The organism is Streptomyces sp. NPDC048436 (assembly GCF_043200355.1).
In the GTDB taxonomy this organism is placed as follows: Bacteria; Actinomycetota; Actinomycetes; order Streptomycetales; family Streptomycetaceae; genus Streptomyces.
This window is the reverse complement of sequence record NZ_JBICXP010000003.1, coordinates 638,285-655,931: the sequence shown is the minus strand read 5'-3', so window position 1 is coordinate 655,931 and position 17,647 is coordinate 638,285. Positions and strand designations below refer to the sequence as shown.

General features: G+C 72.0%; 14 protein-coding genes and 1 pseudogene. 9 read left to right on the top strand and 6 right to left on the bottom strand.

Annotated elements, in window-relative coordinates:
* The first annotated feature begins 141 nt into the window (after positions 1–141).
* On the top strand, positions 142–1,578 hold the full coding sequence (locus ACGFX9_RS13890) for a DHA2 family efflux MFS transporter permease subunit (protein WP_393469885.1): 1,437 nt from the start codon (positions 142–144) through the stop codon (positions 1,576–1,578).
* Between the two features lie 150 nt (positions 1,579–1,728).
* On the opposite strand, the gene ACGFX9_RS13885 is transcribed toward ACGFX9_RS13890, so the two are convergent.
* Both ACGFX9_RS13885 and ACGFX9_RS13880 read right to left on the bottom strand, forming a co-directional pair.
* Positions 1,729–2,661: an SDR family oxidoreductase gene (locus tag ACGFX9_RS13885; protein WP_393469882.1), complete on the bottom strand. Its 933-nt coding sequence runs from the start codon at positions 2,659–2,661 to the stop codon at positions 1,729–1,731.
* A 20-nt stretch (positions 2,662–2,681) separates the two neighbouring features.
* A complete protein-coding gene (locus tag ACGFX9_RS13880; RefSeq protein WP_393469879.1) occupies positions 2,682–3,449 on the bottom strand; it encodes an SDR family oxidoreductase in 768 nt (255 codons plus the stop codon).
* A gap of 67 nt (positions 3,450–3,516) precedes the next feature.
* Here ACGFX9_RS13880 and ACGFX9_RS13875 point away from each other — a divergent pair, with 67 nt between their 5' ends.
* From ACGFX9_RS13875 to ACGFX9_RS13860, 4 genes are read left to right on the top strand one after another with little or no spacing between them, the layout of a single operon-like run.
* Complete coding sequence (locus tag ACGFX9_RS13875) at positions 3,517–4,284, top strand: enoyl-CoA hydratase family protein (protein WP_393469876.1); 768 nt, start codon at positions 3,517–3,519, stop codon at positions 4,282–4,284.
* Positions 4,281–5,177, top strand: coding sequence for a CoA transferase subunit A (locus ACGFX9_RS13870; protein ID WP_393469874.1), 897 nt, complete (start codon positions 4,281–4,283; stop codon positions 5,175–5,177). Before ACGFX9_RS13875 ends, ACGFX9_RS13870 begins: the two co-directional genes overlap by 4 nt.
* Positions 5,174–5,962, top strand: coding sequence for a CoA-transferase subunit beta (locus ACGFX9_RS13865; protein ID WP_393469871.1), 789 nt, complete (start codon positions 5,174–5,176; stop codon positions 5,960–5,962). The genes ACGFX9_RS13870 and ACGFX9_RS13865 overlap by 4 nt, the downstream gene beginning before the upstream one ends.
* Before the next feature lie 35 nt (positions 5,963–5,997).
* Entirely contained in the window at positions 5,998–7,038 is a 1,041-nt protein-coding gene (locus ACGFX9_RS13860) for an NAD(P)H-dependent flavin oxidoreductase (protein WP_393470501.1), read from the top strand.
* Positions 7,039–7,152: 114 nt separating this feature from the next.
* On the opposite strand, the pseudogene ACGFX9_RS13855 reads toward ACGFX9_RS13860, so the two are convergent.
* The 4 genes and pseudogenes from ACGFX9_RS13855 to ACGFX9_RS13840 form a co-directional block, all read right to left on the bottom strand.
* Positions 7,153–9,800: pseudogene (locus ACGFX9_RS13855) on the bottom strand (ATP-binding protein).
* Between the two features lie 129 nt (positions 9,801–9,929).
* Positions 9,930–11,087, bottom strand: coding sequence for an acetyl-CoA C-acetyltransferase (locus ACGFX9_RS13850; RefSeq protein ID WP_393469868.1), 1,158 nt, complete (start codon positions 11,085–11,087; stop codon positions 9,930–9,932).
* A gap of 58 nt (positions 11,088–11,145) precedes the next feature.
* Positions 11,146–11,733, bottom strand: a complete 588-nt coding sequence (locus tag ACGFX9_RS13845) for a TetR/AcrR family transcriptional regulator (protein WP_393470497.1) — start codon at positions 11,731–11,733, stop codon at positions 11,146–11,148.
* Positions 11,734–11,784: 51 nt separating this feature from the next.
* Positions 11,785–12,576 (bottom strand): SDR family oxidoreductase, encoded by a 792-nt coding sequence (locus ACGFX9_RS13840; RefSeq protein ID WP_393469865.1) that lies wholly within the window; start codon positions 12,574–12,576, stop codon positions 11,785–11,787.
* Between the two features lie 106 nt (positions 12,577–12,682).
* On the opposite strand from ACGFX9_RS13840, the gene ACGFX9_RS13835 reads away from it, so the two are divergent.
* From ACGFX9_RS13835 to ACGFX9_RS13820, 4 genes are all read left to right on the top strand, one after another.
* Entirely contained in the window at positions 12,683–13,915 is a 1,233-nt protein-coding gene (locus ACGFX9_RS13835) for an acyl-CoA dehydrogenase family protein (RefSeq protein ID WP_393469862.1), read from the top strand.
* Positions 13,915–14,910 (top strand): acyl-CoA dehydrogenase family protein, encoded by a 996-nt coding sequence (locus ACGFX9_RS13830; RefSeq protein WP_393469859.1) that lies wholly within the window; start codon positions 13,915–13,917, stop codon positions 14,908–14,910. Before ACGFX9_RS13835 ends, ACGFX9_RS13830 begins: the two co-directional genes overlap by 1 nt.
* Before the next feature lie 327 nt (positions 14,911–15,237).
* A complete protein-coding gene (locus ACGFX9_RS13825; RefSeq protein WP_393469856.1) occupies positions 15,238–16,410 on the top strand; it encodes an anhydro-N-acetylmuramic acid kinase in 1,173 nt (390 codons plus the stop codon).
* Positions 16,411–16,550: 140 nt separating this feature from the next.
* Positions 16,551–17,561 carry a DUF2510 domain-containing protein gene (locus tag ACGFX9_RS13820; RefSeq protein ID WP_393469853.1) on the top strand — a complete coding sequence of 337 codons (1,011 nt, stop codon included), beginning with the start codon at positions 16,551–16,553 and terminating at the stop codon, positions 17,559–17,561.
* Positions 17,562–17,647: the final 86 nt, after the last annotated feature.

Below are 17,647 nucleotides of genomic sequence, written 5' to 3'. Positions count from 1 at the left end.
CAGCGAACTGAACTGAACAGTTGAGTTCATGTGAACTAGTCAGTACAGTTCAGATGCGTCAGGCGACGACGCCTGCGGTGGCAAGCGGGCGACCACGCCTGCTTGCCACCGCCCCACTTCTTCTCCTCCCAAGGACCTGCGATGACGCATCCCCACCCGACCCCGGCCGCCGCACCCCATACGGCCGCGCCACCTCCCACCGGCCCGCGCCCGTGGCTGGCGCTCGCGCTGCTGTGCGTCGCCCAGTTCATGCTGGTGCTCGATGTGACCGTCGTGAACGTCGCGCTGCCGAGCATCGCCGCCGACCTCAACCTCGGGCGCACCGCGCTGACTTGGGTCGTCACGACGTACACCCTCTGTTTCGGCGGTCTGATGCTGCTCGGCGGGCGGCTCGCGGACGTTCTCGGGACGCGCCGCACCCTGCTCGCCGGGCTCGCCCTGTTCACCGTCGCCTCCCTGATGACGGGACTCGCCTCGGACGCGGCGACGCTCCTCGCGGGCCGTACCGCGCAGGGCGTCGGAGCAGCGCTGCTCTCCCCCTCGGCCCTCGCGATCGTCACCACGTCCTTCCACGGCCGCGACCGTCATCGCGCGCTGGGGGTATGGGCGGCGATCGGCGGTGCGGGGGCGGCGATCGGTGTTCTCCTCGGCGGGATCCTGACGGACGGTCCCGGCTGGGAGTGGATCTTCTACGTCAACGTGCCCATCGGGACAGCCCTGTTGCTGGCCCTGCCCGCCGTCGTCCCCGCCCGCGCGCCACGGCCCGCCCGCCTGGACATCCCGGGCGCCCTGCTCGTCACCGCCGGTACGGGCTCGCTCATCTACGGCCTCGTCGCGGCGGGTGACTCGGGCTGGTCGGGCCCCCGGACGCTGGTGTCCGTGGCGGCGGCGGTGGTGGCCTACGGAGCCTTCGCCGCCGTCGAACGGGCACAGCGGGCACCGCTGATCGACCTGGCGGTCCTGCGGCGCCGCCCGGTGGTCGTGGGCGCGTACCTGATGCTGGTCGCGACGGCGCTGCTGATCTCCCTCTTCTTCCTGGGTTCGGTGTTCCTCCAGGAGGTACGTGGCTACAGCGCCCTGAGGACCGGGGTGCTGTTCCTTCCGGTGGCCGTCGCCACGGGGGTCGGGGCGCACATCGGCGGACACTTCGTGGGCAGGGTCGGCGCACGGCCGACCGCGGGCGTGGGGCTCGCGCTCGCGGGGCTCGGCACCGGTCTGCTCACCGGAGCGGGGCCGGACGGCTCCGCGTGGGCGACTGTGGTGCCGGGTATGTCGGTGGCGGCGCTGGGGCTTGGTTCGGTGTTCGTGGCGGCGACTACTACCGCGCTGGGGTACATCGCACCGGAGGAGGCGGGCGTCGCCTCCGGGGTGGTCAATACCTTCCACGAGGTGGGTGGTTCGATCGGCGTCGCCGTCGTCTCGACGGTCGCCGCGTCGGGCATCGAGGGCGGGACGAGCGGCGGCTTCACGGACGCGTTCCTGGTGTGCGCCGTCGCGGCCGTGGTCAGCGCGGCAGCGACGTTCGCGCTGGTACCGCGGGGGAAGCCGCGGCTCAGCGGGGGGCCGCACGTGCACTGACCTGCCGGGCGGAAGCGCCGCCAGGCTCTGACGGGGCCTGGCTCGCTGTTGGCCGCCGGGCTTGGGCTCGTTCGTGTCGCTGCCCTCGCCGGGGGCGCTCGTAGGGCAGTTGGGGGTGTCGGCCTCGGTCGCGCCTGGGGGCGGGCCCCCCTACCGCGCCCCATACACCGGCAGAGGAACCTCCGCCCCGGAGAGCAGCTTCAGCGTCGCCTCGCCCGCTTCCGCCGGGGTCCAGCGTGCCCCCTTGTCGGCGGTCGGGCCAGGCCGCCAGCCCTCCATGACGGTGATGCGCCCCGCTTCCGCTGCGAAGACGCGGCCCGTCACCCCCGCCGACGCCTCGGAGCCGAGCCAGACGACGACCGGCGACACGTTCTCCGGAGCCATCGCGTCAAAGCCGCCCTCCTCAGGCGCGGCCATGTCCTCCGCGAACGTCTCTTCCGTCATCCGCGTCCGCGCGGCAGGCGCGATCGCGTTGACCCGCACTCCGTAGGAGGCGAATTCCGCGGAAGCGACCAGGGTGAGGCCCAGGATCCCGGCCTTGGCCGCGCTGTAGTTCCCCTGCCCGACGCTCCCCAACAGGCCCGCCCCGGAGCTGGTGTTGACCACGCACGCGTGCCGCGCGCGCCCGGCCTTCGCCTCGCCCCGCCAGTACGCGGCCGCATGCTTCAGCGGCAGGAAATGACCCTTCAGGTGCACGCGCATCACCGCGTCCCAGTCGTCCTCCTCAAGGTTGACCAGCATCCGGTCCCGGAGGAACCCCGCGTTGTTGACGAGGGTGTCGAGACGTCCGTAGACGTCAAGTGCGGCCCGCACCAGGGACGCGGCGCCCTCGGACGTGGCGATGTCACCGCCGTGTGCGAAGGCGTCGCCGCCCGCCGCGCGGATCTCGTCGACGACCTCCTGCGCGGGCCCGCCGGACACCCCTGAGCCGTCGGGCCCCACGCCGAGGTCGTTGACGACGACCTTGGCGCCCTCGGCGGCGTACGCGCGCGCGTGCGCACGGCCGAGGCCGCGGCCCGCGCCCGTGACGATCACGACACGGTCCTCGCAGATTCCTGTTCCGGGCTTGTCGGCTGAGGTCATGGGGAACTCCTCGGATGCGTTCAGTGGTTGACGGACGCGGCGTCCAGGAACGCGGGGCGCTCGCCGCCCCCGTGCAGGTGCAGCGCGGCGCCGCTGATGTAGCGCGCGCCGTCGGATGCGAGGAAGACGCAGGCGTCCCCGACGTCCGAGGGGTCGGCGAGACGCCCGAGCGGTACGGTCCGGGCGACCTGCGCGATACCGTCCTCGTCCCCGTAGTGCAGATGGGCGCTCTCGGTGCGGGCAAGGCCGAGGACGACGGTGTTCACCCGCACCTGCGGCGCCCACTCGACGGCCATCGTGCGCGCGAGGTTCTCCAGGCCCGCCTTGGCCGCGCCATAGGCGCCGGTGCCGGGTGAGGGCCGGGTGCCGCTCACGCTCCCGATCATGGTGATGCTGGCCGCGCCCGCCGCCTGGCCGCGCATCACCTCGTACGCCGCCAAGGACGCGTACAGCGGCGCCAGCAGGTTGAGTTCGACGATCTTGGCCTGGCGCGCCGGGGCGGACTCGGCGAGCAGCCCGAAAGGCGTGCCGCCCGCGTTGTTCACCAGCGCGTCGAGACGACCGTGATCGGCGGCCACTTCGGCGAAGAAGGTGTGCGCCGCCACCGCGTCACGCAGGTCGAGGGGCCGGAATTCGGCCACGGCGCCCCCCGCTTCGACCGGGCGCTCCGGCGGCCTGCGGGCGCAGACGACGACCCGCGCACCGGCGGCGAGGAAGCTGCGGGCGATGCCGGCGCCGACGCCGCGGGTGCCGCCGGTGACGACGACCACCTGTTGGGTGTCAGTCATCGCTGCTACCTTTCCAACTAACAAATGTTTGGTTGAAGAGCCTGGTTGAAAGGTAGCGGATCTCCCGATGTCTGTCTCCACCTCGACCCCGGACAAAGGCGTGGCCGTCGTCACCGTCGACTACCCACCCGTCAACGCCCTGCCCGTGCAGGGCTGGTTCGACCTGGCCGACGCGGTGCGCACGGCGGGCCGCGACCCCGGGACGCGCTGCGTCGTCCTCGCCGCCGATGGCCGTGGTTTCAACGCGGGCGTGGACATCAAGGAGATGCAGCGCGACAGCGGCCATGGCGCGCTGATAGGCGCCAACCGCGGGTGTTACGAAGCGTTTTCAGCGGTCTATGAATGCGAGGTACCGGTCGTCGCCGCGGTCAACGGCTTCTGTCTGGGCGGCGGCATCGGCCTGGTCGGCAACGCGGACGCGATCGTGGCGAGCGAGGACGCGACCTTCGGGCTTCCCGAGCTGGACCGCGGCGCGCTCGGCGCCGCCACGCACCTCGCCCGCCTGGTGCCCCAGCACCTGATGCGCGCCCTGTACTACACCTCGCGCACGGTCACCGCGGCCGAGCTGCACGCGCACGGCTCCGTGTGGCGGGTCGTCCCGCGCGCGGAACTGCGCGATGCGGCGCTGGAGCTGGCGCGCGAGATCGCCCGCAAGGACGGAACACTGCTGCGCTTCGCCAAGGCCGCGATCAACGGCATCGACCCGGTCGACGTGCACCGGAGCTACCGCTTCGAGCAGGGCTTCACCTTCGAGGCGAACCTGAGCGGCCTGGCCGACCGCGTCCGCGAGGGCTTCGGGACAGGCCCCGGAAGGAACGAGGAGGGCAGGGCATGACGGAGAAGGACAGGACCCGGTTCCCGGGCGTGGCCGACAAGACCATGACGCCCGACGAGATCGTGGGGCGGCTGCGGAGCGGGATGACGCTCGGCATCGGCGGCTGGGGGTCGCGCCGCAAACCCATGGCTCTGGTGCGGGCCCTGCTGAAGTCCGGGATCACGGACCTCACCGTCGTCTCGTACGGCGGCCCGGACATCGGCCTGCTCGCCGCCGCCGGGAAGATCCGCAGGCTCATCACGGCGTTCACGACGCTGGACTCCATCCCCCTGGAGCCGCACTTCCGCGCGGCACGCGAGCGTGGCGCCTTCGAACTGGTCGAGCTGGACGAGGCGATGTTCATGCAGGGCCTGACGGCGGGCGCCCAGCGGCTGCCGTTCCTGCCGATCCGCGCGGGCCTCGGTTCGGACGTCCTGCGGGTCAACCCCCAGCTGCGTACGGTCACTTCGCCGTACGAGGACGGGGAGGAACTGGTCGCCGTGCCCGCCCTGCGGATGGACGCGGCACTGGTCCACCTGAACCGCGCGGACCACCTCGGCAACGCCCAATACCTCGGACCCGACCCGTACTTCGACGACTTGTTCTGCGAGGCGGCCGACACGGCGTACGTGTCGTGCGAGCGGATCATCGGGTCCAGTGAGCTCACCGAGCACGCGGCGCCTCAGACGATGCTGATCTCCCGGCACTCGGTGACGGGGGTCGCCGAGACACCCAAGGGCGCGCACTTCACGTCGTGCGTGCCGGACTACGGCCGCGACGAGCCCTTCCAGAAGGCGTACGCCGTCGCGGCGGGCGACCCCGAGACGTGGAAGGCGTTCGAGGAACGCTTCCTCTCCGGCACCGAGCGGGAGTACCAAGAGGCCGTGCGGACCTGGCACAAGGAGCAGCGATGACGGACACCGACTCGACGGCGGCGCCGGGCCCGGCCGTGGCCACCCGCGCGGAGTACTGCGTGATCGCCTGCGCCGAGGCCTGGCGGGACGCCGGCGAGATCCTCGCCTCCCCGATGGGCACGGTTCCCGCGATCGCCGCCCGCCTGGCCAAGCTGACGTTCTCGCCGGAGCTGCTGCTGACGGACGGGGAGGCGCTCCTGATCGGCGACGTACCCGCCGTGGGTGAGCCGTCCGGGGTGACGGAGGGCTGGCTTCCGTACCGCAGGCACCTGACGATGGTCATGGGCGGCAGGCGTCACGTGATGATGGGCGCGAGCCAGATCGACCGCTTCGGGAACCAGAACATCTCCTGCATCGGCGACTGGAATCAGCCCAAGCGCCAACTGCTCGGCGTACGCGGCGCCCCGGTCAACACCCTGAACAACCCCGTGAGTTACTGGATCCCCCGCCACTCGACGCGCGTCTTCGTCGCGAAGGTCGACATGATCAGCGGCGTCGGTTACGACAGCGCGGCGGCTGCCGGTCCATCGGCGACCCGCTTCCATGACCTGCGCCGGGTCGTGTCGGACCTCGGCGTCTTCGACTTCGGGGCGGCGGACCACGCGATGCGCCTGGTGTCCCGGCATCCGGGCGTGACGGTCGACCAGGTGCGCGAGGCGACCGGCTTCGCCCTCGCGGCAGGGGACGACGTCCCGTTCACCCGCGAGCCGACGGCGGAGGAACTGCGCCTGATCCGGGACGTGCTGGACCCCGGCGGCCTGCGCGAGCGCGAGGTGCGCTCGTGACACCGACGTCGGCTCCGGCCCCTCCCCCGGCGGCCATGGAGACGGCGCTGACCAAACTGGTCGGGGTCAGATATCCCCTCGTGCAGACCGGCATGGGCTGGGTGGCGGGCCCCCGCCTGGTCTCCGCGACGGCGAACGCGGGCGCCCTCGGCATCCTGGCCTCCGCGACGATGACGGTCGACCAGCTGCGGTCGGCCGTCCGTGAGGTCAAGTCCCGTACGGGCGAGCCTTTCGGGGTCAACCTGCGCGCGGACGCGGGTGACGCGCGGGACCGGGTGCGGGTCATCGTCGAGGAAGGCGTGCGGGTCGCGTCCTTCGCACTGGCCCCCTCGAAGGAGCTGATCGCGGAGCTGAAGGACGCCGGGGTGGTCGTCATCCCGTCCATCGGCGCGCGCCGCCATGCCGAGAAGGTCGCGGCATGGGGCGCGGACGCGGTCGTCGTACAGGGCGGCGAGGGCGGCGGGCACACCGGGGAGGTCGCTTCGACGGTGCTGTTGCCGCAGGTCGTGGACGCGGTGGACATACCGGTGGTCGCGGCGGGCGGCTTCTTCGACGGGCGGGGGCTCGTCGCCGCGCTGGCCTACGGCGCGGCGGGGATCGCGATGGGCACGCGCTTCCTGCTGACGTCCGACTCGACGGTGCCGGACGCGGTCAAGGCGCGCTATCTGGCAGCTTCGGTCAAGGACGTCACGGTGACCACGCGGGTGGACGGGCTCCCGCACCGAATGCTGCGGACGGAGCTGGTCGCCTCGCTGGAGAAGTCGGGGCGGGCGGCGTCCCTCGCGCGGGCCGTGCGGCACGCGGCGGCGTTCCGGAAGATATCCGGGATGGGGTGGGGGGAGATGGTCAAGGACGGGCTTGCGATGCGGCACGGCAAGCAGCTGACGTGGAGTCAGGTGCTGCTGGCCGCGAACACACCGATGATGTTGAAGTCGGCGATGGTGGACGGGCTGCCGGAGGCGGGGGTCATGGCTTCGGGGCAGGTGGCGGGGGTCATCGGGGACCTGCCCTCGTGCGAGGAGCTGGTGTCGCGCGTGATGGTGGAGGCGGCGGAGGTGGTGGGGCGGCTGAGCTGAGCGGTGGCCTTCGGCGGTCTCTGCCCGAGCCCGGCCCTTCCCGGCTGTGTCTGTTGGCGGCTCCGCGGCAGTGGGGATGAGGAACGCGGTGGGGCTCAGGGAAAGGTCCCCACCTCACACTCCCGCCACCTCCAACGACGCCCGCGCCCGGGCGACCAGCCCGTCCGCCCCGCATGACTCGGCCAGCGCGAGGCCCCGCGCCAGCTCGCTCGCGGACCCCGCCGCTATGCCGTACTCGACCCGTGCGACCGCGTGTTCGTAGGCGCACGGGGACGCCTCCAGGCAGGCGACGGCCCGCTCGTACAGGGTGATCGCCCGCTGGCCGCTCTCCAGGGACGCCGCACAGCGCAGCGCCTCACCGATCGCGGTCTCCGTGCCGAAGAACTCCGCCTGGACCCGTGCGTCCGCGACCAGTTCGCCGGCCCGACGCGGGTCCTCCACGGCGAGTACCCGGGCGAGGTCGTACGCCCAGGGGTTGACGACCGTGTTGTAGCGGCCGCGTTCGTTGGCCGTCTTGGCCGCCACCTCCAACTCGGCTACTCCCTCCCGCCGTTGCCCCGTGGCGATCAGCAGGCGGCCCCGCACGGAGTGGATGTCGGGCAGGAAGATCGTGGAGGGGTAGGGCGGCGCGATGCCGTAGCGGTCGGCGATCTCCTGGGCCTCGTCGACCTTGCCGCGGGCGAGCAACGTTTCGATGAGCTTGCAGGCGGCGTCCCAGTGCATCGGGAGCCCGGTGCCGACCCGGTCGGCCAGGCGCAGGCTCTCCCGCAGCGAGGCCTCCGCCTCGACGAGCCGTCCGCGCCTGCGGTGCACCAGACCGAGCCAGGCGTTGGCGAGGGCGAGATGGCCGCCGCTCCAGCCCGCCGTCTCGTAGCCACGGACCCCCTCGACGAAGAGGCTCTCGGCGCGGTCGAGGCGGTCGGTGAAGATGTAGGCGCCGCCGAGCATCATCAGGAGCTCGAAGCCCCACTGCGTGTCGGTCCAGCCGAGCCCGGGCGCGAGGCGGCCGTTGACGAGGCCGCGGTCGCAGAGCTCGACGATCTCCTCCGCGTTCTCCCCGCGGGTCATGGCGTCGAAGGCGCGCAGGGTCAGCAGCGCGCGCTCGGAGTTGTCGCGTCCGGACAGCGGTCCCGCGACCGCCGCGAGACTGCGCGAACGGCCCGTCGCGTCATGCTCACGCGCGTGGATGCCCTCCCACATGTAGTGGACGCCCTGCAGCCGCATCCGGTCAGGCCCAGGCTCAAGGCGGGCGGCCTCGGCGTCCACGACGCGCAGGGCCTCCTCCAACTGGTCATTGTGCACAAGGGCTTGGGAGAGACGGCAGACGGCGTCCACGCGCATCCCGCGGTCCAGGCCCGGCGTGTGGAGGGCCTCGCGCAGGTGGCCGATGGTCGTGACGGGCGAGGTGAGGAGCGTGGCGCAGCCCAGCTCGTAGAGAACGCTGGCCCGGATCTCGGGCAGGGGCGGTTCCCGCAGGGCGCGTTCGAGGCAGCGGCGGGACGCGTCGGGAGCGCCGACCGCGAGGTGCTCGGCCGCCGCCTCGCGCAGCTGCTTGACCAGCTCGGGGTCGTCGTCCGGATGGACCTCCAGGAGATGCCGGGACGCGGCGGCCGCGCCACGCCCCGACAGGGTGACCGCCCAGGCGGCCTGGCCGTGCATCGCGGTGCGGGTGGCGCCGGGGATCGAGCGGTAGACGGCGCTGGCGATCAGCGGGTGGACGAACTCCAGGCCCTCTTCGCCGCCGAGCAGGATGCGCGCGGTGCGCAGCCGCTCCGCGCACCGCTCGGCCGTCCCGTGGGTAAGACCGGCGAGCGCGGCGGCGAGGTCGAGCGGGATGGCGGTGCCGAGGATCGCGGCGGCCCACGCGAACGTGTGACGTCCGTGCCGAGTCCTTCGAGCCGGGCGACGAGGCCACGGCCGCGCGCCGAGCGGTTCAGGGCGCGCAGTTCGGCGGCGGAGCCCTCCACCGGATCAAGATCGCTGTCCTGCACCTTGGCGAGCAGTTCCACTGATTCGTACGGATTGCCGCCGGTGACCGCCCATACCTCCCGGCAGAAGGGCGGGTCCGCGTGCTCGCCGAGGGTGGCGCGGGTGAGCCCGGCCACCGCGTCCGGGGTGAGGGCGCGCAGCGGGGGCGTGGGGCGGGCCGCGGCGCCGACCGCCGCGAGGTGGCGGGCGCTTTCGCCGTCGGCTTCGTCCGGGCGGTGGGCGACCACGACGAGGACCGGCAGTTCGTCGAGGCGCTGGGCGAACGCGGCCAGCCAGTGCAGGGTCTCCTGGTCGGCCCAGTGCGCGTCGTCGATGAGCAGGACGAGCGGCCAGTTCAGTCCCGAAAAGCGCGCGACCACCTCGACCAGGCCGTCGCAGACGCCTTGTGGGTCGGCCTGCCTGCCGCCCGGCTCGACTATGCCCAGCGCGGGTCCGGCGATCTCGTACCGGTCGCCGAGATACTCCCTGGCCTCCTCGGGCGACAGATCGAGGAGCGCCGGCTGCAGCAACTGCCGTACGACGTTGAAGGGGACGGAGGTGACGGTCTCACCGCCCCGCGCGGACCACACCGTGGCCCGCCCTTCCGCGATGCGCCGGACCTCGGACAGCAGGGCCGTCTTGCCGATGCCCGCCTCACCTTGGAAGACGAGCAGTCCGCCCGCCGTGGCCGAGTCGGAGCACAGCTCGTCGACGGCCCGTGCGGCCGCGGCGAGCTCCGCGTCGCGCTCCCACAGCGGGGCCCAGGTGCCACCTCCGGGCCGTCCCTGTGTCATCGCGCTACCTCCCGAGGTCGCTCAATCGACGTACAGACATCGAGACTAGCCGGGGAGAGGGCCCCGAGGTGCGGGGTCCGGGCAGCAACTGCCGCAAGGGGTGAGGGACGGGCCAGGAACTGGACGCGGTCAGAGGCGCTCGATGACGGTGACGTTCGCCTGGCCGCCGCCTTCGCACATGGTCTGGAGGCCGAACCGGCCGCCGGTGCGCTCCAGTTCGTGCAGGAGCGTCGTCATCAACTTGACGCCGGTCGCGCCGAGTGGGTGGCCGAGGGCTATCGCGCCGCCGTTGACGTTGACCTTCTCCGGGTCGGCTCCCGTCTCCTTCAGCCAGGCGAGGGCAACGGGCGCGAAAGCTTCGTTGATCTCGACGAGGTCGATGTCGCCGATGCTCATGCCGGTCTTCTTGAGGGCGTACGCGGTGGCGGGGATCGGCGCGGACAGCATCCGGATCGGGTCCTCGCCGCGCACCGAGAGGTGATGGATACGGGCGCGGGGCGTCAACCCGTGTTCCCGCACGGCCCGTTCGCTCGCTATGAGCATGGCGGCGGCGCCGTCCGACACCTGCGAGGAGCAGGCCGCCGTGATGGTGCCCTCGTCCAGGACGGGCTTGAGGCCCGCCATCTTCTCCAGGGTCGTGTCGCGACGCGGGCCCTCGTCGGTGGTCACGTCTCCATAGGCGGCCAGTTCGCGGTCGAAGCGGCCCTCGTCGATCGCGCGGACGGCCCGCTGGTGCGAGCGGAGGGCGAACTCCTCCATGTCACGGCGGGTGATACCCCACTTCTCCGCGATCAGCTGGGCGCCGTAAAACTGGTTGACGGGCCGGTCGCCGTAGCGGGCGCGCCAGCCCTCGCTGCCCGCGAACGGGCCTTCGGTGAGGCCGAGCGGTTCGGCGGCCTGCCGGGAGGCGAACGCGATGGGGATCATCGACATGTTCTGGGTGCCGCCCGCGACAACGAGGTCCTGGGTGCCGGACAGGACACCCTGCGCCGCGAAGTGCACGGCCTGCTGGGAGGATCCGCACTGCCGGTCGATCGTCACGCCTGGCACCTCCTCGGGCAGTCCTGCCGCCAGCCAGGAGGTGCGGGCGATGTCCCCGGCCTGCGGTCCGACCGTGTCCAGACAGCCGAAGACGACGTCCTCGACGGCGGCGGGGTCGACGCCGGTGCGCTCGACGAGTGCCTTCAGGACATGGGCTCCCAGGTCGGCGGGGTGGACGGCCGAGAGGCCCCCCTTGCGCCTGCCGACGGGAGTGCGGACCGCTTCGACGATGTAGGCCTCGGCCATGACTGCGTACTCCTCGTGCTCCTCGGTCGGTGCGGTCGCCGGGGTGACGACGCGCCTCCTACGTGCGTACGGCGATGCCGTCCAGGACCATCGACAGGTACTGGCGGGCGATCTCCTCGGGGCTGTGGCCGCCCCCGGGGCGGTACCAGGACGCGGCGACCCAGACGGTGTCGCGCACGAAGCGGTAGGCGAGCCGGACGTCCAGGTCGTCGCGGAAGACGCTCTCCGCGACGCCGCGCTCCAGCGTCGTCAGCCACGCCTTCTCGAAGCGCTGCTGCGAGTCGGCGAGGTACTGGAAGCGCGCCTGTGCGACCAGATGTCTGGACTCCTTCTGGTAGATGGCCACGGCCGAGCGGTGCCGGTCGATCTCCCGGAAGGACTCGGTGACGAGCGCCTCAAGGGTTTCGCGGGGGTCGAGCTGCGACTGGAGCACGGTGTCGTACCCGTCCCACAGCTCGGTGAGGAAGGTGGAGAGGATCTCTTCGAGCATCGACTCCTTGGAATCGAAGTGGTAGTAGAGGCTGCCGGCGAGCATGCCCGCGGCGTCCGCGATCTTGCGGACCGTGGTCGCGTTGTACCCCTGTTCGGCGAAGACGTCGGCCGCGATGGCGAGGAGTTCTTTGCGGCGCTCGGGTGAGGGGCTCACCGGGGCCTTCTTGCTGGTCTGCTTCGGTTTCGGCACACGGTCATTCTCCGCCTAGGCGTGCTGGTTGCTGACAGAGACCGTCTCCCCCGTCATGTACGAGGAGTAGTCACCGGCCAGGAAGACGATGACGTTGGCTATCTCCCAGGGCTCGGCGTGGCGCCCGAACGCCTCGCGCGCGGTGAGCTCTTCGAGGAGCTCGGGCGAGGTGACCTTGGCGAGGTGCGGGTGCATGGCGAGGCTGGGCGACACCGCGTTGATCCGTATGCCGTGGGGCGCGGCTTCGACGGCGGCGCAGCGGGTGAGGGCCATGACGCCTGCCTTCGCCGCGGCGTAGTGCGCCTGGCCTGCCTGGGCTCGCCAGCCGAGCACGGAGGCGTTGTTCACGATCACGCCGCCGCGGCCGGCGGCGCGCATGCGGCGCAGGGCGGCTCTGAGGGAGCGGAACGTGCCGTTCAGCGTGACGTCCATGACCTTGTCCCACTGCTCGTCGGTCATCTCGGTGAGCTCGGCGGTGCCACCGAGTCCCGCGTTGTTCACGACGATGTCGAGGCCGCCGTGGCGCTGCTCCGCCAGGTCGTAGAGAGCCTGGACCTGGGCTTCGTCCGTGACGTCGCACGGCGTCCCGTCGACTCGGCCGGCGCCGAACTCCCCGGTCAGCGCCTCCACCGTCTCCTTCGTGCGGCGCGGGTGGGCGTCGCCTATGACGATGCGCGCGCCCTCCTCCAGGAAACGGCGGGCGGTGGCGCCGCCGATGCCGGCTCCGGCCGCGGCGGTGATGACGGCCGTGCGGCCCGCGAGCAGACCATGCCCCGGCACATACGTGGGTGCGTCTGGTGCGTCCATGCCCCGGCCTCCTCAGCTCTCGACGACTGACTCACCTCAGGGTAATCTACCAAACACTTGTTAGGGAAGACCGCTGGGGAAGATCCGACCGAAGAGGTGGGCATTGATGGACCTCGACTTCACCGCCGGGGAAGAGGAGTTCAGGCAGCGGGCGCGCGCCTGGCTCGCCGGGCATGTGCCGGATGAGCCGCTGCCGTCGCTGGAGACCCGGGAGGGTTTCGCGGCCCATCGCGCCTGGGAGGGCGAGCTCGCGGCCGACCGCTGGTCGGTGGTCTCCTGGCCCGAGGAGTACGGCGGGCAGGGCGTCGACATCGTCAAGTGGCTGGTGTTCGAGGAGGAGTACTTCGCCGCGGGCGGCCCCGGCCGGGTCTCGCAGAACGGCATCAACCTCCTCGCGCCGACCCTCTTCGACTTCGGGACCGACGAGCAGCGTGCGCGGGTGCTGCCGCCGATGGCGCGCGGCGAGGTGATCTGGGCGCAGGCCTGGTCGGAGCCGGAGTCGGGCTCGGACCTGGCCTCTCTGCGCTCCACCGCGCGCCGCACGGAGGGCGGTTGGCTGATCAGCGGGCAGAAGACGTGGTCTTCGCGGGCCGCGTTCGCCGACCGCGCCTTCGGCCTCTTCCGCAGCGGTCCGCACGAGAGCAACGGGAGTAAGGGGAGTGAGGGGAGTGAGGGGAGCGACGAGGGCAACGGGAGCAACCAGACCGGCAAGGTCAAGCCGCACCGGGGCCTGACGTATCTGATGTTCCCGCTCGACGCGGACGGCGTGACCGTCCGCCCCATCGGCCGCCTGGACGGCAAGCCCGCCTTCGCGGAGCTCTTCCTCGACGACGTCTTCGTACCGGACGAGGACGTGATCGGCGAGCCCGGCCAGGGCTGGCGGATCGCCATGTCGACGACCGGCAACGAGCGTGGCCTGACCCTGCGTTCACCCGGCCGCTTCGTCGCCACGGCCGACCGTCTGGTGCGGCAGTGGCACGCGCACGGCGACCCCGCGGACACGGCGCTGCGCGACCGGGTGGCAGACGCCGTGATCGGGGCGCGCGCCTACCAGCTGTTCACCTGGGCCAACGCGTCGCGCTTCGCCGCGGGCGAGACGATCGGCGCCGAGTCGAGCCTGAACAAGGTCTTCTGGTCCGAGTACGACATCGCGCTGCACGAGACGGCGCTGGATCTCCTGGGCCCGGAGGGCGAGTTGACGGGCGGCGACGGTGCCGGTTGCGAGTGGGCGGAGGGGTACATCTTCTCGCTCGCCGGTCCCATCTACGCGGGCACGAACGAGATCCAGCGCGACATCATCGCCGAGCGGCTGCTCGGCCTGCCGAAGGGACGGCGCTGATGAGGTTCCTCCTCGACGACGAGCAGCGCGAGTTCACGCGCTCGCTCGACGCGATGCTGACGGCGGCGGACACTCCGGCGGCGGCGCGGGCCTGGGCCGCGGGGGACCAGGCCCTGGGGCGGGCGGCATGGGGGCGCCTCGCGGAAGCGGGCGTGTTCGCGCTCGCAGTCCCGGAGGAGTACGAGGGGGTGGGGCCGCTCCCGGTCGAAGTAGCCCTGTCGTACGTCGAGTTGGGGCGGCATGCCGTGCCGGGTCCGGTGGTCGAGACGGTGGCGGTGGCCGCGCTGCTCGGCCGCTTGGCAGAGCTCGGCGATGCGGCCCCGGCCAAGCGACTGCTCCCTCCCCTGGCCTCAGGGGATGCCATCGCGACACTCACCCTCCCCGAAGGGGGCCCGTTCGCGCTGGACGCGGACGCGGCGACGCTACGCCTGAGCGCCGAGGACGCGGAACTACGCCTGTCCGCCGGGCAGGCGCGCGTGGAGCGATCCCTGGACCCGACGCGACGCCTCGCACGCCTGCGGCCCGGCGGCGAACTCCTGGCAGCGGGCCCGGCGGTGACGGAGTCCGCCAGGTACGCGGCCACCTGGGCCTCGCTCGCGACGGCCGCGCAGGCACTGGGCGTCGGACTCGCCCTGCTGGACAAGACAGTCGCGTACGTCAAGCAGCGCACCCAGTTCGGCACCCCGATCGGCGGCTTCCAGGCGGTCAAGCACCGCTTGGCGGACGTCCTGATAGCCCTGGAGTTCGCCCGACCGCTGCTGTACGGGGCGGCGTTGACGATGCGGAGAGCAGACGTCGCGGCGGCAAAGGCAGCGGCGAGCGAAGCAGCGTACGGCGCGGCGCGGGCGGCACTGCAACTGCACGGCGCGATCGGTTACACGGCGGAGTACGACTTGTCACTGTGGCTGACGAAGGCACGGGCGCTCCGGGGCGCGTGGGGCAGCCCCGCGGTGTGCCGGGGATTGGTGTTGTCGACGGGACGGGAGGACGGCTGACCGCCGGGGCCGAGGCCCGCGCCTCGTCGCGCGGCAGGGACGGGACGAGCGGGCGGCGGCGGCCGATCCGCTCCAGGTGCCGTCGGTTCAGGTGCTGTCGATTCGAGTGCCACCGGTTCGGGTGCCGCCGGTTCGGGTGCAGTCGATTCGGGTGAGGTTCGTGCGGTGCGTTTTCGGGCGTGGGCCGGGCGATCCCGTGGTGGACATGGACAAGTCGCCCCCTCTGCCGGTTCCGCGACCAGAACTGGATCGTACGTGCGAGTGCGCGTGCCCCGTCATCGCTGCGATGATCAAACGCACTGGTGAGGAGAGCGAGAGGGGCGGCACGTGCGCGTAATCGGGCTGATGTCGGGGACTTCGTACGACGCCATCGACGCGGCGGCGGCCGACCTGACGATCGACGGCGACCGGCTGCTGCTCTCCCCGCTGGGTCTCATCACCCGCGGGTATGACGAGTCGCTGAGAGAAGCGCTGGGCGCCGCGCTGCCGCCCGCCGCCACCACACTTGCGGACGTCTGCCGCCTCGACACCCGCATCGGGCAGGCCTTCGCCTCGGCCGCGGCCGAGGCCGACCGGGAACTGTGCGACGGACGCGCCGAGTTGGTCGCCTCGCACGGGCAGACGGTCTACCACTGGGTGGAGGACGGCCAGGCGCGCGGCACCCTGCAGATCGGGCAGCCCGCGTGGATCGCCGAGGCGACGGGGCTGCCGGTCGTCAGCGACTTCCGCCCCCGTGACATCGCCGCCGGCGGCCAGGGCGCGCCCCTGGTCAGCATCGTCGACCAGATGTGGCTGCGCGGCAGGCCCGGCGCCCCCGCCGCGCTGAACCTCGGCGGCATCGCCAACATCACCGCCCCGGACGGCACCGCCTTCGACACGGGACCCGCCAACGCCCTCATCGACGTCGCCGTACGCGAACTGACGCGGGAGCGGCTCACGTACGACCTCGACGGCGAGATGGCCGCGCGCGGCACGGTCGACGAAGGGCTGCTGGCCGGGCTGCTGCGCGAGCCGTACTACGCGCTGCCCGCACCCAAGACCACCGGCAAGGAACTCTTCCACCTGCCCTATCTGCGAACGGCCCTCAGCGGATACGAGGCCCTGGCCCCCGAAGACGTCATCGCCACGCTCACCCGGCTGACCGCCCGCACGGTCGCCGACGCCGTCCGCTCGGTCGGCGCATCCGAGGTCATCGTCTCCGGCGGCGGCACGCGCAATCCGACGCTGATGGCGTTCCTGCGGGCCGAGTTGGGGGCCGGGATTCCGCTGCGCACCTCCGATGAGCTCGGGCTCTCGTCCGCCGCGAAGGAGGCGTACGCGTTCGCCGTGCTCGGCTTCCTGACGGCGCACGGCCTTCCGGGGACGGTCCCGGAGAGCACCGGGGCCCGGCATCCGAGCGTGCTGGGGTCGCTCACTCCGGGGCGGAGCGGCGTGCGGGTACCTGAGCAGAGGGGCGGCAGCGGGCCCGCGCGGCTGGTGGTGGACGGCCGGGGACAGTAGACGGGCGGACGCGGTGAGCATGGCAGGAGCCGCTGAACTTGGCTTCCCCTGGGGCGAGTACACCGGGCCCCGGCGAGCAATGGCCCCGCTAACAGCCCCCTCTCATCCGCCTTTCACCGAATACTCATACCCTGACGCCCATGACCCAGGTAACCCCTCCCGGCTGGTACCCCGACCCCGGACAGATAACCGACGGCCCCCGTACCGAGCGTTGGTGGGACGGGACCATATGGACCGACCAGGTCCGCGCGGTGGGCTCCGCCCCGGCGGCTCCCCCGGCCTATCCGCCCACCGCCCCGGCAGGCGCACCGGTAAGCGCCCCGGCCGCCTACCCGGGCTACCCCGCCTACCCGGAACAGCCCACCGCCCAGCGGCGCGGCCTCCGTACGGGAATCGCCGTAGGTGTGGCCCTCGTCGTCCTGGCCGGTATCGGCGGCGGCGTCTACTTCCTGACCGCCGATGACAGCGGGGACGGCGACAACGACAACGCCGCCAAACCCCCCGCGAGCTCCGCCCCGTCGAAGCCCGGCGCGCCCCAGGACCCGCAGGACCCCAAGGACCCCGAGTCCTCCCAGCCCCCCGGCGGCCCCTCCGCCTCGCCGCCCAGCGAGGAGGGGTACGCCACCGACATCCTCAGCGGCATCAGCATGCCCGTGCCCGACGAGTGGACCGGCACGTCGGGCCCGAAGGGCGGCGCCTCGGTGACGACGGGCCCCTACCCCTGCCCGAGGGAAGCCTCCAAGACCTGCTCCCGGGGCGGCGCCTACGCCGGACCCGCCGAGGGGTTCAAGAACAAGGAGAAGACCGCCGAGAAGGCCGCCAAGGCCGACATCGCCTTGAACGCCAAGGAGTCCTACGGCGGCAAGACCTACGGCAAGATCACCTCGCACAAGGAGCTGGAGTCCAAGGCCGTCACCGTCGCAGGCGAGAAGGGTTACCTCGTCCGCTGGAAGGCCGTCACGGAGAAGAGCGACGACGGCTATGTGCAGTCGCTCGCCTTCCCCTCGCCCACCGTGAAGGGCACGATGGTCATCGTCCGCTTCGGCATCGACGTCAACGACAAGTCGCCGAAGCTGTCCGTGATGGACGAGATCACCAAGGGCATCAAGGCCGCGGCGGGCGGCGGAGGCGGCAACGGCCAGGAAGTGTGACGCGGGGCCGGGTCGCATAGGGCCGGGCGGGACGGAACCACGAGGGTTCCGGACCGCCCGGCCAAGGTTGGCCACGCCACCCCCGT

Bases quoted from the DNA above. Each gene is read 5' to 3' on its own strand.
- ACGFX9_RS13860 (WP_393470501.1), top strand. From the start codon at position 5,998: ATGGAGACGGCGCTGACCAAACTGGTCGGGGTCAGATATCCCCTCGTG.
- ACGFX9_RS13885 (WP_393469882.1), bottom strand. From the start codon at position 2,661: ATGACCTCAGCCGACAAGCCCGGAACAGGAATCTGCGAGGACCGTGTC.
- ACGFX9_RS13870 (WP_393469874.1), top strand. From the start codon at position 4,281: ATGACGGAGAAGGACAGGACCCGGTTCCCGGGCGTGGCCGACAAGACC.
- ACGFX9_RS13875 (WP_393469876.1), top strand. From the start codon at position 3,517: ATGTCTGTCTCCACCTCGACCCCGGACAAAGGCGTGGCCGTCGTCACC.
- ACGFX9_RS13890 (WP_393469885.1), top strand. From the start codon at position 142: ATGACGCATCCCCACCCGACCCCGGCCGCCGCACCCCATACGGCCGCG.
- ACGFX9_RS13830 (WP_393469859.1), top strand. From the start codon at position 13,915: ATGAGGTTCCTCCTCGACGACGAGCAGCGCGAGTTCACGCGCTCGCTC.
- ACGFX9_RS13880 (WP_393469879.1), bottom strand. From the start codon at position 3,449: ATGACTGACACCCAACAGGTGGTCGTCGTCACCGGCGGCACCCGCGGC.
- ACGFX9_RS13850 (WP_393469868.1), bottom strand. From the start codon at position 11,087: ATGGCCGAGGCCTACATCGTCGAAGCGGTCCGCACTCCCGTCGGCAGG.
- ACGFX9_RS13865 (WP_393469871.1), top strand. From the start codon at position 5,174: ATGACGGACACCGACTCGACGGCGGCGCCGGGCCCGGCCGTGGCCACC.
- ACGFX9_RS13820 (WP_393469853.1), top strand. From the start codon at position 16,551: ATGACCCAGGTAACCCCTCCCGGCTGGTACCCCGACCCCGGACAGATA.
- ACGFX9_RS13835 (WP_393469862.1), top strand. From the start codon at position 12,683: ATGGACCTCGACTTCACCGCCGGGGAAGAGGAGTTCAGGCAGCGGGCG.
- ACGFX9_RS13840 (WP_393469865.1), bottom strand. From the start codon at position 12,576: ATGGACGCACCAGACGCACCCACGTATGTGCCGGGGCATGGTCTGCTC.